General features: G+C 66.7%; 14 protein-coding genes. 8 read left to right on the top strand and 6 right to left on the bottom strand.

The window, feature by feature from the left end; all coding sequences use genetic code 11:
* Positions 1 to 105 precede the first annotated feature (105 nt).
* Positions 106 to 915, top strand: coding sequence for an isoprenyl transferase (locus tag NFL01S_RS17540; RefSeq protein WP_062976546.1), 810 nt, complete (start codon positions 106 to 108; stop codon positions 913 to 915).
* Positions 912 to 1,337, top strand: a complete 426-nt coding sequence (locus NFL01S_RS17535) for a hypothetical protein (protein ID WP_062976544.1) — start codon at positions 912 to 914, stop codon at positions 1,335 to 1,337. The genes NFL01S_RS17540 and NFL01S_RS17535 overlap by 4 nt, the downstream gene beginning before the upstream one ends.
* Here NFL01S_RS17535 and NFL01S_RS17530 read toward each other — a convergent pair.
* Positions 1,319 to 1,954 (bottom strand): TetR/AcrR family transcriptional regulator, encoded by a 636-nt coding sequence (locus NFL01S_RS17530; RefSeq protein ID WP_062976542.1) that lies wholly within the window; start codon positions 1,952 to 1,954, stop codon positions 1,319 to 1,321. The genes NFL01S_RS17535 and NFL01S_RS17530 overlap by 19 nt on opposite strands.
* 104 nt (positions 1,955 to 2,058) lie before the next feature.
* Between NFL01S_RS17530 and NFL01S_RS17525 the strand changes: the two genes are divergently transcribed.
* On the top strand, positions 2,059 to 3,033 hold the full coding sequence (locus NFL01S_RS17525; RefSeq protein ID WP_062976540.1) for a hypothetical protein: 975 nt from the start codon (positions 2,059 to 2,061) through the stop codon (positions 3,031 to 3,033).
* A gap of 147 nt (positions 3,034 to 3,180) precedes the next feature.
* Here the strand turns inward: NFL01S_RS17525 and NFL01S_RS17520 are convergent, their stop codons facing one another.
* Positions 3,181 to 3,621 carry a Fur family transcriptional regulator gene (locus NFL01S_RS17520; RefSeq protein WP_245670742.1) on the bottom strand — a complete coding sequence of 147 codons (441 nt, stop codon included), beginning with the start codon at positions 3,619 to 3,621 and terminating at the stop codon, positions 3,181 to 3,183.
* 3 nt (positions 3,622 to 3,624) lie between these two features.
* Positions 3,625 to 3,975, bottom strand: a complete 351-nt coding sequence (locus NFL01S_RS17515; RefSeq protein WP_033245293.1) for an ArsR/SmtB family transcription factor — start codon at positions 3,973 to 3,975, stop codon at positions 3,625 to 3,627.
* A 367-nt stretch (positions 3,976 to 4,342) separates the two neighbouring features.
* Here NFL01S_RS17515 and NFL01S_RS17510 point away from each other — a divergent pair, with 367 nt between their 5' ends.
* The gene (locus tag NFL01S_RS17510) at positions 4,343 to 5,728 is read left to right on the top strand and encodes a glycine--tRNA ligase (protein ID WP_062976691.1); all 1,386 of its coding nucleotides are present in this window, start codon (positions 4,343 to 4,345) and stop codon (positions 5,726 to 5,728) included.
* 96 nt (positions 5,729 to 5,824) lie between these two features.
* On the opposite strand, the gene NFL01S_RS17505 is transcribed toward NFL01S_RS17510, so the two are convergent.
* Complete coding sequence (locus tag NFL01S_RS17505; protein ID WP_063915975.1) at positions 5,825 to 6,088, bottom strand: WGxxGxxG family protein; 264 nt, start codon at positions 6,086 to 6,088, stop codon at positions 5,825 to 5,827.
* A 191-nt stretch (positions 6,089 to 6,279) separates the two neighbouring features.
* Here NFL01S_RS17505 and NFL01S_RS17500 point away from each other — a divergent pair, with 191 nt between their 5' ends.
* Entirely contained in the window at positions 6,280 to 6,957 is a 678-nt protein-coding gene (locus NFL01S_RS17500) for an MBL fold metallo-hydrolase (RefSeq protein ID WP_062976536.1), read from the top strand.
* A gap of 54 nt (positions 6,958 to 7,011) precedes the next feature.
* On the opposite strand, the gene NFL01S_RS17495 is transcribed toward NFL01S_RS17500, so the two are convergent.
* Both NFL01S_RS17495 and NFL01S_RS17490 read right to left on the bottom strand, forming a co-directional pair.
* Positions 7,012 to 7,914: a cutinase family protein gene (locus NFL01S_RS17495; protein ID WP_084492823.1), complete on the bottom strand. Its 903-nt coding sequence runs from the start codon at positions 7,912 to 7,914 to the stop codon at positions 7,012 to 7,014.
* Positions 7,915 to 8,406: 492 nt separating this feature from the next.
* Positions 8,407 to 9,225, bottom strand: coding sequence for a MerR family transcriptional regulator (locus tag NFL01S_RS17490; protein ID WP_062976532.1), 819 nt, complete (start codon positions 9,223 to 9,225; stop codon positions 8,407 to 8,409).
* Positions 9,226 to 9,546: 321 nt separating this feature from the next.
* Between NFL01S_RS17490 and NFL01S_RS17485 the strand changes: the two genes are divergently transcribed.
* The 3 genes from NFL01S_RS17485 (at position 9,547) to dnaG (ending at position 13,614) form a co-directional block, all read left to right on the top strand.
* The gene (locus NFL01S_RS17485) at positions 9,547 to 10,245 is read left to right on the top strand and encodes a YdcF family protein (protein ID WP_062976530.1); all 699 of its coding nucleotides are present in this window, start codon (positions 9,547 to 9,549) and stop codon (positions 10,243 to 10,245) included.
* Positions 10,246 to 10,309: 64 nt separating this feature from the next.
* Positions 10,310 to 11,554 carry a deoxyguanosinetriphosphate triphosphohydrolase gene (locus NFL01S_RS17480; protein WP_062976529.1) on the top strand — a complete coding sequence of 415 codons (1,245 nt, stop codon included), beginning with the start codon at positions 10,310 to 10,312 and terminating at the stop codon, positions 11,552 to 11,554.
* Between the two features lie 137 nt (positions 11,555 to 11,691).
* On the top strand, positions 11,692 to 13,614 hold the full coding sequence (gene dnaG / locus NFL01S_RS17475) for a DNA primase (RefSeq protein ID WP_062976528.1): 1,923 nt from the start codon (positions 11,692 to 11,694) through the stop codon (positions 13,612 to 13,614).
* Positions 13,615 to 13,636 lie beyond the last annotated feature (22 nt).

The raw sequence follows: 13,636 nt of genomic DNA, 5'->3' as shown, positions 1-13,636 counted from the left end.
TGACCGACTGTCGATATGCCCTTCTGCAGTCGCTGTTTACCCCAATGGTGCCCGGTATGCACCCGCTCAGGCCGGTGCGTTGCGAGCACGGTTACTCTTTGAACCGTGATCCTGCGTCGTGACTCTGCCGGTTCGGACGCGTCCGCCGGTGCTCGTACCGTCCGCCCGCCGGCACCGCATCCTTCGGGCGCGACCCCGCCCGATATTCCACGGGAACTCGTTCCCCGGCATGTCGCGCTGGTGATGGACGGTAACGGTCGCTGGGCGCAGGAGCGGGGGTTGCCGCGGACCGCCGGTCACGAGAAGGGCGAGGCCGTTCTCATGGACACCGTCGAGGGGTGTATCGAGATCGGGGTGAAGTGGCTGTCGGCGTACGCGTTCTCCACCGAGAACTGGCGGCGCAGCCCTGAAGAGGTGCGGTTCCTCATGGGCTTCAACCGGGATGTGATCCGGCGCCGGCGCGACGAGATGCACGAGATGGGGGTGCGGGTGCGCTGGGCGGGGCGGCGGCCGCGGTTGTGGCGCAGTGTGATCAAGGAACTCGAGGTCGCGCAGGAGCTCACGCAGGACAACACAGTGATGACCCTGACCATGTGCGTGAACTACGGTGGCCGCGCCGAGATCGCCGACGCCGCACGGGAAATCGCCCGGCGCGTGGCGGCTGGTGAGGTGGATCCGGAGAAGGTGACCGAGTCGATGCTGGCCCGGTATATGGACGAACCGGATATGCCCGATGTGGACCTGTTCCTGCGACCGTCGGGCGAGTACCGGAGTTCGAACTTCTTGATCTGGCAGTCCGCGTACGCGGAATTCGTTTATCAGGACACCCTGTTCCCGGATTTCGACCGCCGGAATCTGTGGGAGGCATGTATGGAGTACGCGCGGCGGGATCGCCGGTTCGGTGGTACCAAATGACGTCCGAGACCGGGTCCGGTGCGGTGGCACCGGATATAGAGCTGAAGGCGCGCGCAGGCGCCGGTCTGGGCCTGCACGATATCGATGTCCGGGTCGATACCGACGGTTCGCTGCGGTTCGATTTCCAGGGTGCGTTGTGCTCGCTGAGCGCGTTCACGTTGACCCCGGGCCTGGATGTGCTGTCGCTGACCTGTGTGCTGGCCTGGGATCGCCCGCTCAAACCGCAACTGCACAAGCGGGTGGCCGAGCGTAATGCCGCGTTGCAGTTCGGGTCGATCGCGCTGATCGCGCACGAGAAGCTCGCGGATGTGATCTTGCGCTACACCTTCCCGGCGGCGGGTCTGGACGATCAGGCGCTGACCACCATGCTGTTGCTGGTACTCAGCGGTGCGGGGGAGGCACGTCAGGGTTTGCTGCCCTGATCGGCCGGTTCGGAACGAGCCGGCGGTCCGTAGGGCAGGAGTGTGGCGACGCCGCGGATGTACTGGTTCCGGTCCACCTCCCCGATGATCAGATGTTGCAGGACGTATCCGGGTAGCAGGCCGAACAGCGCGGCGGTGACGGCGTCTAGGTCCGCGTCGGCGGGGAGCCAGCCCTGTTCGTGCATCCGCTCGACGTAGGCATGCCACATCGCCCGGATCCCGGTCATGGTCCGGCGTACGGGTTCGGCGGCGTTATCGTCGATCAATGCCAGCGACCAGGCCTGCGGTGCCAGCCGTAACCGGCCTTCCGGCCCGGCCTGGGCATCAATCCAGGCGGTCAGATGGGCCACCAGTTCCGCCGGGGGCGGGAGCGGATCGCGGCGGATGACTTCCTCCATGCGGGCCCGGATATCGCCCGCCGCGGTCGACGCCAGCGCGACAACCAGTTCGTCCTTGCCCTTGAAGTAGCGGTAGACCGCGCCCGCCGACAGCCCCGATTCGTTGAAGACGTCCTGCATGGAGGTCTGGTGGAAGCCCTTGCGGACAAAGCAGATCCGGGCGGCATCGAGGATCTGCTGCCGGCGGCGTTCCAGGTGTTCGTCACTGACTCGGGGCATACCCCAAACTAAAACGAATATTCGTTCTTGACAAGTTGCGGAGACCGGTGGGACGGTGGGTTCGTCGTTAAAAAGAACGAGCCTTCGATTTCTGGGAGAACGTCATGAACGTCATCCAGCGCGCCGTCGCCATCGGGTTGGGTGCGGCACTCCTCCAGGCGGTGATGCTGATCGCCTTCGCCTGGCCCGCCACCAACATCGCCCCGCGTGACCTCCCGCTGGCCGTCGCCGGACCGCAGGCCGAAATGGTCGAAGCGCGGCTGACCGGTCAGAGCCCGGACGCCTTCGAACTGATCACCGTGCCCGACGAAGCCGCGGCCCGCGCCGCCATCGGCGACCGCGAGGTCTACGGCGCGATCGTCACCGGGAACGGTGCACCCAGGATGCTGGTCGCCTCCGGTGCCAGTCCGGCGGTGGCCCAGCAGCTGACCCAGATCGGCCGGCAGATGTCCGGAACGCCGCCCGTGCAGGTCGAGGATGTGGTCGCCGGTGATCCCGACGATCCGCGCGGCGCCGGTTTCGGGGCTATGGCCTTGCCGCTGGTGATGGCCGGTATCGCCGGCGGAGTTCTGCTCACGCTGTTGATCCCGTCGTCCGCCGGGCGGATCGCGGGCGTGTTCACCTTCGGTATCGCGGGCGGCCTGCTGAGCATGCTGGTCACCCAGAGCTGGCTGTCCATCGTGCCCGGTCCCTATCTGGAGCTGTCGCTGGTCGCGGGACTGGTCTCGTTCGCCGTCGCCGGAACCGTCACCGGCCTGGCCACCGTGATCGGCCGCGCCGGTATCGGGATCGCGGCCCTGGTGATGCTGCTGATCGGTAACCCGTTCTCCGCCGCCACCTCGGCGCCGGAACTGCTGCCGCAGCCGTGGGGGACGATCGGCCAGTTGCTGCCCCCGGGCGCCGCAGCTTCGCTGATCCGCTCGGTCGCGTTCTTCGACTGGGCCGGGGCGCAGGGCCCGCTGCTGGTGCTGGTGGGCTGGGCAGTGCTGGCGCTGGTGTTGCTCGGCCTCGGAGTCCTGCGGGACAGCCGTCGTGCCGAACCGGTGGATGGTCCGGCGGCGGTGCCGGTGCCCGTCTGAGCCGCGCTGTTCGCGGACAAGGCAGCCCGCTACCCGATCGCCGGGTAGCGGGCTGCCTTGTGCGGGATCACCTCGCCGAGCGGGTCGGCTGCGGACCTCGGGCGATGGATAGCGGGCTGTACTGCGCGGTATCACCCGGCGGTCGGGTCAGCTCCGGACCTCGGCGCAGGAATGGCAGGTGCCGAAGATCTCGAGGGTGTGGCTGACCTCGGTGAACCCGTGGTCGGCCGCCGTACCGGCGGCCCATTTCTCGACGGTCGGCCCGGCGACCTCGACCGTCCGCCCGCAGTGCCGGCAGACGAGATGGTGATGGTGCCCGTTGGAGCACTGCCGATACACCGACTCGCCGTTGTCCGTGCGCAGCACATCCACCATTCCGGCATCGGCGAGCGATTGCAGTGTGCGGTAGACGGTGGTCAGCCCGATACCTTCACCGCGCCGTCGTAGCTCGTCGTGCAGCTCCTGGGCCGATCGGAACCTATCGATATCCTCCAGGAGCGCGGCGATCGCATTGCGTTGCCGAGTGGTGCGGATACCGACTGCTTTCCCTCTGGTGGTCCCTTTCGTGGTGACCAGGCTCTCGGACACGAATTACCCTTCTTCTTCGGCGTGCGCTACTGCGTCGACCACGATATGTGCCAGGTGGTCGTCGACGAGTTCGTAGAGGACCTCGCGGCCCGAACGCTCGCCGTGCACCACCCCGGCCGATTTCAAAATCCGTAAATGCTGGCTGACCAGCGGTTGTGTGACACCGAGGGCATCCACCAGTTCGTGCACACAGCGCGGCGACTCCCGCAGTTGTAGCACGATGGCGATGCGAACGGGGGCCGCGAGCGCGCGCAGCAGCTCACCGGCGTTCTCCAGCACCGTGCGGGCCGGAATCGGGGCCGGTGCGGGGGAGCGGTAGGGGTTGTGGGCGACGGCGGCGGTATCGGTTGTCATGGTCCACTCCTTATTGGAAACCGGTCCCATTTTGATATGCATTGATATGCATGTCAAATGTCCACGCCGATGCGGGTGCGTAATCACCGGGCGCGAGTGGATAGGCGATACCTCTGCCTCCGCTCCGGCCGTGCGCGTCCGTATGTGGACGGGCCGTCCACATCGCCGCACGGGTTGGTCCTCGGCGATACCTCTGCCTCCGCTCCGGCCGTGCGCGGACTGCGGATGGGCTGGGCCCAACGGTGCCCATTAGGCTGTAACCGATCATCGGCACATGCCCGAGCAATACCGTGGCAGCCGCGATCACGTGCGCCCGGTCCGGGCAGCGTAACTACTGGCGATTACGTAGTGGATGGAGAGTTCTCGCGTGGCACCCAAGTCGAAGGTGGACACCGTTGCCAACCTCGCCAAGCGTCGGGGGCTGGTGTACCCGTGTGGTGAGATCTACGGCGGTACCAAGTCGGCGTGGGACTACGGTCCGCTGGGCGTCGAGCTCAAGGACAACATCAAGAAGCAGTGGTGGCGCTCCATGGTCACCGGCCGCGAAGATGTGGTGGGTCTCGATTCCTCGGTGATCCTGCCCCGGCAGGTCTGGGTGGCCTCGGGCCATGTGGAGACCTTCTCCGACCCGCTGGTGGAATCCCTGCACACCCACAAGCGCTACCGTGCCGACCACCTGCTCGAGGCCTACGAGGCCAAACACGGTCATCCGCCGGCCAACGGCCTGGCCGATATCAACGATCCGGAAACCGGCCAGCCCGGCAAATGGACCGAACCGCGCAACTTCTCTGGTCTGCTCAAGACCTACCTCGGCCCGGTGGACGACGAAGAAGGCCTGCACTACCTGCGCCCCGAAACCGCGCAGGGCATCTTCGTCAACTACAAGAACGTAGAAACCACCGCGCGTAAGAAGCCGCCGTTCGGTATCGCTCAGATCGGCAAGAGCTTCCGCAACGAGATCACCCCCGGCAACTTCATCTTCCGCACTCGTGAATTCGAGCAGATGGAGATGGAGTTCTTCGTCAAACCGGGCGAAGACGCCGAATGGCACAAGTACTGGATCGATACCCGATTCTCCTGGTACACCGACCTGGGGATCGACCCGGAGAATCTGCGTCTGTTCGAGCACCCGAAAGAGAAGCTGTCGCACTACTCGGCCGGTACCACCGATATCGAGTACCGCTTCGGCTTCACCGGCGGCGAATGGGGCGAGCTGGAAGGTATCGCCAACCGCACCGATTACGATCTGTCCACCCACGCCAAACACTCGGGTGTCGACCTCAGCTACTACGACCAGACCGCCGAGGACCGCTACATCCCGTATGTGATCGAACCGGCGGCCGGTCTGACTCGTTCGCTGATGGCGTTCCTGGTCGACGCGTACGCAGAGGACGAGGCCCCGAACGCGAAGGGCGGCGTGGACAAGCGCACGGTACTGCGGCTGGACCGGCGGCTCTCCCCGGTCAAGGCCGCCGTGCTGCCGCTTTCGCGTAACGCCGATCTCACGCCGAAGGCCAAGGATCTCGCCGCACGGCTACGCCGGAACTGGAATATCGAATTCGACGACGCCGGTGCCATCGGCCGCCGCTACCGCCGGCAGGACGAAATCGGTACTCCGTTCTGCATCACCGTCGATTTCGGCACTTTGGACGACCAGGCGGTCACGGTCCGCGAACGCGACACCATGGCCCAAGAGCGGATCGCTCTCGACCAGGTCGAGGGTTACCTCGCGCAGCGCCTGCTCGGTTGCTAGAGCGCTTGAATCGGGTAGTGCCGACGCGACACGCGGACCGTACTGTGATCCGCGCTGTCGCGCCGGCCTCCAAGGAGTTGTGCCGGTATATCTGCGTTACGGGCGCCGAGGCGGTTCGGTGCTGTCGTAACGCGTGACGTTCTTGTTCTTCTTGGCCAGTCCGCCCATTCCGAGCAGGCCCAGCAGGCCGAGCAGGCCCCACAGGCCGGTCTTATCGCTCTCCTGCTCATGGTCGTTGTCCATATTGCCCTGGGCGATCGACGGTGCTTGTGGCTGCTCCAGTGGGTCGGACGCGGCAACGCCCACTCCACCGAACGTGAGAACGAGGGACGATAGAGCAACGGCAACAGTCTTGCGCATGAACCTCTCCTTTCCTCGTTGGGCGCCTGCCGCAATACCCGGTCGAGATCAGCGCAAACCGCCGGTCGAGAGCCTAGGGCCCAGCCTGAATCCGGTCCGCGAGCCGGACCTGCCGCCACATCGCAGTATCAACCGGCCGGCGAAGCGACTCGGCGTGCCGGCGCCATCGGCGTCCTCGCTAGCATCAGGGTGTGATCACCGTCGAAACGACCTATACCGGACATGTCGAATCGGGTGGCGCTCCGCAGCGCCGGGAGGTTCCGGGCGCCCGGATCACCAAGATGTCGGTCGGCCCGATGGACAACAACACCTACCTGGTGCAGTGCACGGCCACCGGCGCGACCCTCCTCATCGACGCCGCCAACGACGCGAACCGGATCATCGAACTTGTCGAACAGACCGCCCCGGACGGGATCGGCCTGATCGTCACCACCCATCAGCATCCCGACCACTGGCAGGCGCTCGGGGCTGTCGCCGAGGCAACCGGTGCGCCGACCGCCGCGCATACACTCGACGCCGAACCGCTGCCGGTCACCCCGCAGCGCCTGCTCGCCGAGGGCGACAGTGTCACCGTCGGCGACCTCACGCTCGAGATCATCCACCTGGTCGGGCACACCCCCGGCTCGGTCACGCTGGCCCTGACCGACGGATCCGGTCGCACCCACCTGTTCACCGGAGACTGCCTGTTTCCCGGTGGCATCGGAAAGACTTGGCGCCCTGAGGATTTCACCACTCTGCTCGACGACGTCACCCGCAAACTGTTCGGTCGCTACGGCGACGACACGGCCGTCTATCCCGGCCACGGTGACGACACCACCCTCGGCGCCGAACGGCCGCAGCTGGCCGAATGGAAGAGTCGCGGCTGGTGATCAGATGCCGACGGCCCGGCCGGAAGGCGGCCGGGCCGTCGGCAGGGGTGCCCGTCAGGTGAGTGCGATGAGCTGCTGCCGCAGCCAGGTCAGGGCGGTGGCACCACCCGCGACCCGGTAGTTCGGGTAACTCTGGTGGATACCGGATTTCACGAAATCGTCGATCTGCTGTTTCCGCTCCTCGTAGGCGGCGCCGTTGAGCTGGTCGTGCAGCAGGCCGACCCCGCCCGCGGCCAGCGCGTCGTTGAGCAATTCGAGACCCAGCGAATGATAGTTGCCGAACTGGGCCGGATCGGCAGTCGAAACCTGGGCGAAGAATCCGGCGATCCGGGCGGCGAAATCACCGTCGGGGGTGGAGCAATACAGATCGCCCACCGCGCAGAAGGTGTAGGTGCGATTGCTCAGCCAGCCGAAACCGGTCAGCCGGGGGCCGCCCGCGCCGGCGCCGGGCACGGCCGGACCGATCAAGTTGTCGGTGGGGGAGCGCCGCGGATCGGCGATCAGCCCGACCAGGGCGACCCTGTCGGCGGGGACAACGCCCAGGCCGGTGCCGATTTCGGAGGCCAGATCCCCGGCCGCGTCGGCTCCCTGGCTGTAGCCGAGCAGGGCGAACCGGGTGTTGGCGCAGCGCCGCGAGACATCCGAAATCAATCCGCGCGCGCCGGCGACGGCCTCGTTCTTGGAACGGCCGTAGACTTCGCCCTCCCACGGGAACGCGGTCGCCGCATAGGCGACATAGTCGGCATACGCGCCGTTGGGGAGGCCGTCCGTGACAGCGCCGAGCATCCCTTTGCCGGGATCGTCTACCGAGGTCTCCCAAGTTCCGGGAATCGCCACCACATACAGGCCGGGGCAATGCGCCGGGGCCGCATGGGCAGTCGTCGTGGCCACCGCGGGGGCAAGGACAGTGGCGAGGGTTACCGCCAGACCGGCTGCGGCGTTCTTCCATCCAGGCATCGTGTACTCCATGTGCTCACCGAGACGGCCACGGGCCGTTCACTGTTCCCAGGATTCCCAAATCAGTCCAAAGGCATGCCACATCACTGCGGCTTGACGCATAAGTAAGGGCGGATCCATGGTCACCGGGGAACGGCTGGTGACGCAGCAGATCTCGCCGATGAACAGCCAATCACAACTTGTTCGTATCGGCAGCACAATCTACCGGTGTTCGACCCCGATCCACGGGATATTCACCGTGCGGGGCGGCCTGTCGGCGAAATTGTCCGTTACTTCCGGTTTTCGGGCGGGTGGTATGCGCCCAGAACTCAGCCCACCGGCCGGCCCGGGAACTCGGTGACCTCCGGCTCGGCGCGCCCGTCGCCCGGGTTGGCGCGGGTAGCGGTCCCACCAGCTTTCGATCAGACCCGGACCGGCATCGAATTCGGGGTCGGGGATCGACCCGGAACCCGGCCTGCCGGAACCGGCATCGGCGGCTCCGGCAGCGGAGGGTCACTTCCGGGCGACAGGCTCCTGGAGTTCGGTCACCCACTTGCTGGTGTCCACATCCCAGACCAAGGTGACCTCGCGGCTGGGTCCCGCTGGGCGGTAGCCGTTGTCCTCGATCCATTGCACCAGGTCCTGGTGTGGTTCGAGGACGCCGTTCATATCGCCGCGGTAGATCTGCGTTGCGGCCAGCGGCATCTCCGGGAGATCGACGACGGTGAGATCGCCCGATTCGCCGGGGGCGATGCGCACCGGCATACCCGCGTGCGCCAGCACCGAGCCGTCGGGCCGGTGGTCGTAGTAGCAGACGGCGGGCCCGGTGAACTCGATCTGCTCCCGCTCCAGCGCCGCACACAGTTCCGTGAACAGCCGTTCCACCGCCGGCCCGATCTTCTCCGGCGTGAAATCGGCGACCACGGTGCTGCGTTCGGCGATCCGGACGGCCGGAACGGTTTTCACCACGATCTCGTCGGTAGGCATCGTGCCCTCCCTTTCGATTACCCGGAGTCTCGCCTCGATCCGGACGAGCCGCTCCCGGTCCGCGGCTATGCGCTGTTCGAGATCGGCGCGGCGCAGGGTCAGCATGCCGCGCATCTCGGCGCCGGTCACCGCGTCGTCCAGCATCCGGCCCACCTGGTCCAGCGTGAAGCCGAGTTCTTTGAGCGCGATGATGCGGTTCAGCCGCGCCAGCTGACCGACCTCGTAGAAGCGGTATCCGCTGACGGGGTCGACCCGGTGGGGCACCAGCAGGCCGATCAGGTCGTAGTGGCGCAGCATCCGTACCGACACCCGTCCGTGCCTGGCGAAATCTCCGATACTCAACATGACGCCACCTGTTCTATGGCCTGACATCGTGTCAGGGTCAAACAACGGTTCCCCAGCTCGCAGGCGCCCGTCGTGACACCCCGCGCACCGCGGTCACCTCACCCATCCGGCGAATCCGATAACGATTCGGGCGCCAACGCCTGCCCGATGTACCCGGTAGTGCAGGGATTTCGGCGCCGCGTGCGATTACCAGAAGGCTGGTAAACAGTATCGCCACCCTTCTGAACAGCGCGAACGGGATCCGGGTCCGATGGCGCGACGGTTGCCGGATCCAGGTCCGCGCTGTCCGGCACCCGGAACCTGCCTGGCAGACTTGTCGATGTGAATTGGGCGCCAGCGCGTACACGACCGGACTCGCGTACCGATTCCCGCGCACCGCGCGGGATCGGTGCCGCGATTCTGCGCTGGGCAGGCCGTCTGATCAGCGGCGCGGTGGCGCTGGGGTTGGTGCTGCTCCTCGGGACCGCGGTGCGGGTGTGGCAGGTCGCGCGGATCGAGGACTACACCCCCGCGGACGCCATCGTTGTACTCGGCGCCGCTCAGTACTCGGGCACCCCGTCGTCGGTTTTCGAGGCTCGGCTGTATCAGGCCGAGCAGCTGTACGAGCAGGGCGTTTCGGATCTGGTGATCACGGTCGGCGGGAAACAGGAAGGCGACCTCTACACCGAGGCGGCGTCCGGGAAGATGTATCTCACGGACGCCGGTATCCCCGCGGACGCCGTGCTGGCCGTGGAGACCGGATCCGACACCCTGCGCAGTGTCGAGGCCGTGGCGGCGGCGATGAAGGAGCGCGGGCTCGAATCCGCGGTCCTGGTCAGCGATCCCTGGCATTCCCTGCGCACCCGCACCATGGCCCGCGATGCCGGACTCGACGCGTGGACCGCGCCCACCCGTACCGGCCCCGCCGTGTACACCCGCGAATCGCAGGCGCACGGGATCGCCCGGGAGACCGCGGCCCTGCTCTGGTATCAGCTCACCCATTTCTCGGCCGACGATTTCAGCTACACCGCCGGTCGATAACGCTTCACCTGCCGGTGCCGCCGGACACTCCGGAACGTCACCCCCGGGTGGCAGACTTGGTGCGATGACCTATACCGAGCACGACCGGGAACGCCTGGTCACCGAGGCCCCGAAAACGGCCGGCCTGGTCGACGCCGGCGCCGGCGGCAACGGGCACCGCAGTGAATTCGCGCGCGACCGTGCCCGGGTGCTGCATTCGGCCGCGCTGCGCCGTCTGGCGGATAAAACGCAGGTCATGGGGCCCCGCGAAGGTGACACTCCGCGTACCCGGCTCACCCATTCGCTGGAGGTCGCCCAGATCGGCCGCGGTATCGCCGACGGTCTCGGTTGCGACCCGGACCTGGCCGAACTCGCCGGCTTCGCGCACGATATCGGCCACCCGCCCTACGGGCACAACGGGGAGAAGGCCCTGGACATCTTCGCTGCCGAGCACGGCGGGTTCGAGGGCAACGCCCAGAACCTGCGCATTCTGACCAGGCTCGAACCGAAGGTTCTCGACTCCTACGGTCACAGTGCCGGGCTCAACCTCACCCGTGCTGCCCTCGACGCCTGCATCAAATATCCGTGGCAGCGCACCGAACCGGGCGGCAAATTCGGCGCCTACGAGGTGGATGCCGACCGGCTGGCATGGGTGCGCAAGGACGCGCCGGAACGCCGGCCCGCGCTGGAATGCCAGGTGATGGACTGGTCCGACGATGTCGCCTACTCCGTGCACGATGTGGAGGACGGGATCATCGCCGGACGGATCGATCTGCGGGCGCTGGCCGACCCGGTGGAGCGGCTGGCGCTGGCCGAACTGGGGCATGTGCAGCATCGCGCACTGTCGGTCGACGATCTGGTGGCCGCGGCGCAGCGGCTCTCGGAACTGCCGGTGGTCGCCGATGTGTTCCATTACGACGGCACACTACGCAGTTCGGTCGCGTTGAAGCGGCTCACCAGTGAACTCGTCGGCCGGTTCGCGAACGCGGCGGTGGTCACCACCAAGGAGGCCGCGTCCGGCCCGCCGGCCCGCTACTCCGCCGATCTGCTGGTGCCACCCGTCGCCGCGGCCGAAGTCGCGATGCTGAAGACCGTCGCCCTGCGCTATGTCATGTCCGATCCCGACCACAAACTCCGGCAGGCCGCCCAGCGGGACCGGCTGATCGCCGTGGCCGAACATCTGCTGGCCACCGGGCCGGCTGCGCTCGACCCCCTCCTGCAACCGTGGTGGGACGCCGCCGCCGATGACACCGCCCGGGTGCGGGTGATCGCCGACCAGATCGCTTCCTACACCGAAAGCCGGCTCGAACGCGTCGCCGCGCAGCTGTGAACCACCGGTGAGTTCGCGCACAGGGTGCCCGGGCCTCCGGCTGTGTCCGCTGGCACCAGGTGCGCAGCGGGGCGAAGCTCCTCCTCGGACCGCGCACGGCCGGAGCGGAGGCGGAGGTATCGCCTAGACTCGTCCCCGTGACCGGACGAATACCAGCTCGCGATATCACCGCCATTCGGGAGCGCGTCCGGATCGAAGATGTGGTGGGCGAATATGTGGCCCTCAAACGTGGCGGCGCCGATTCGATGAAGGGCCTGTGCCCGTTCCACGACGAGAAATCGCCGTCTTTCCACGTCCGCCCCAACCACGGCCTGTTCCACTGTTTCGGGTGCAACGAAGGCGGTGATGTGTACGCCTTCATCCAGAAGATCGAGCACATCGGTTTCGTGGAGGCCGTCGAACAGCTCGCCGACAAGATCGGGTACCGGATCGACTACGAGGGCGGCGGTCCCTCGGTGCAGCGCGACCGTGGTACCCGTTCCCGGCTGGTCGCCGCCAATGCCGCCGCGCACGAGTTCTATATGTCGCGGCTGCGCGGACCCGACGCCACGATGGCCCGCAAATATCTCACCGACCGCAATTTCGACGAGGCTACCTGGACCCAGTTCGGTTGCGGTTACGCCCCCGACGGCTGGGACACCCTCACCAAGCACCTGCTGAACAAGGGTTTCGAATTCAAGGAGCTGGAGGCGGCGGGCCTCTCCCGGCAGGGCCGCCGCGGCCCGATCGATCGTTTCCACCGGCGGCTGCTGTGGCCCATCCGCAACCTCGGCGGCGATGTGATCGGTTTCGGCGCGCGCAAACTCTTCGACGACGACACGATGCCGGGCAAGTACGTCAACACCCCGGAAACCTTGCTGTACAAGAAGTCCCAGGTGTTGTTCGGTCTCGATCACGCCAAACGGGAGATCGCCAAGAGTCATCAGGCCGTGGTCGTCGAGGGCTACACGGATGTGATGGCCATGCACCTGGCCGGGGTGAAAACCGCCGTCGCCGCTTGCGGGACCGCATTCGGCGACGATCACCTGGGGATCCTGCGACGCCTGCTCATGGACGACAATTTCTGGCGCGGTGAGATCATCTTCACCTTCGACGGTGACCCCGCCGGCCAGGCCGCAGCCCTGAAAGCCTTCCTCGGTGATCAGAAAGTGGCCGGGCAGACCTACGTGGTGGTGTCCCCGGACGGGCAGGATCCGTGCGAGATGCGGCAGCATTCCGGCGACGCCGCCCTGCGCGATCTGGTCGCCCGCCGCGAACCGCTGTTCGATTTCGCACTGCGCCAGGAGATCGCGAAACGCGAGGACAGCCGCACCCGTGCCCTGACCTACGACAGCCAGGTCGAGGTGATGCGCTGGGCCGTACCGATCGTTGCCCAGATCAAGGACCACGGCCTGCGTAAACGCTATGCCACCCAGCTCGCCGAATGGACCGGCTGGCAGGATCCGCAGCTCGTTTACCGCCGCGTCGACGAGGAGGCCCGCAAACTACGCGGCGCCGCGGCCGCACCCGCTCGGGCGCCCCGGGTGGAGCACACCGGCCCCACACCGCCTGCCGCCCGCCCCGATCCGCGCGACCCGGTGCTGCGTTCCCAGCGCCAAGCCCTCGCCGCCGGACTCCAATACCCGGAAATCGCCGGCCCGGCGTTCGACGCCCTGGAAACCGACGCCTTCACCCACCCCGCCTATATCGCGGTACGCACTCTCATGGCCGAAGCGGGCGGTGTCTGCTGCGGTCTCGACGGCGCCGACTGGATCGCCGCCATCACCGACCACACCGACGACCTCACCCTGCGCGCACTCGTCTCGGAACTGGCAAGCGAACCACTGCCGGTGAAAACGAGCAATGATATCCCGCGCTTCATCACCGGAGTCCTCGCCAGCACTCAGGCCGCGTTGGTGGGCCGGCAGATCGCGGAACTGAAATCCCGCCTGCACCGCGTTTCCTCTACCGACGACCAGGACACCTATATGGCGCTGTTCGGTGATCTGGTGGCACTCGAGCAGTACCGCAAAAGCCTGCTCGACCAGGCCATGGGCAGCGGCGAATTCGCCGCCACCTGATATTCGCTGCTTACCGGGGCCT

The sequence above is a fragment of the Nocardia flavorosea NBRC 108225 genome (genome assembly GCF_001613385.1).
GTDB classification, from domain to species: Bacteria; Actinomycetota; Actinomycetes; order Mycobacteriales; family Mycobacteriaceae; genus Nocardia; species Nocardia flavorosea.
This window is presented reverse-complemented; position numbering and strand designations above follow the sequence as displayed.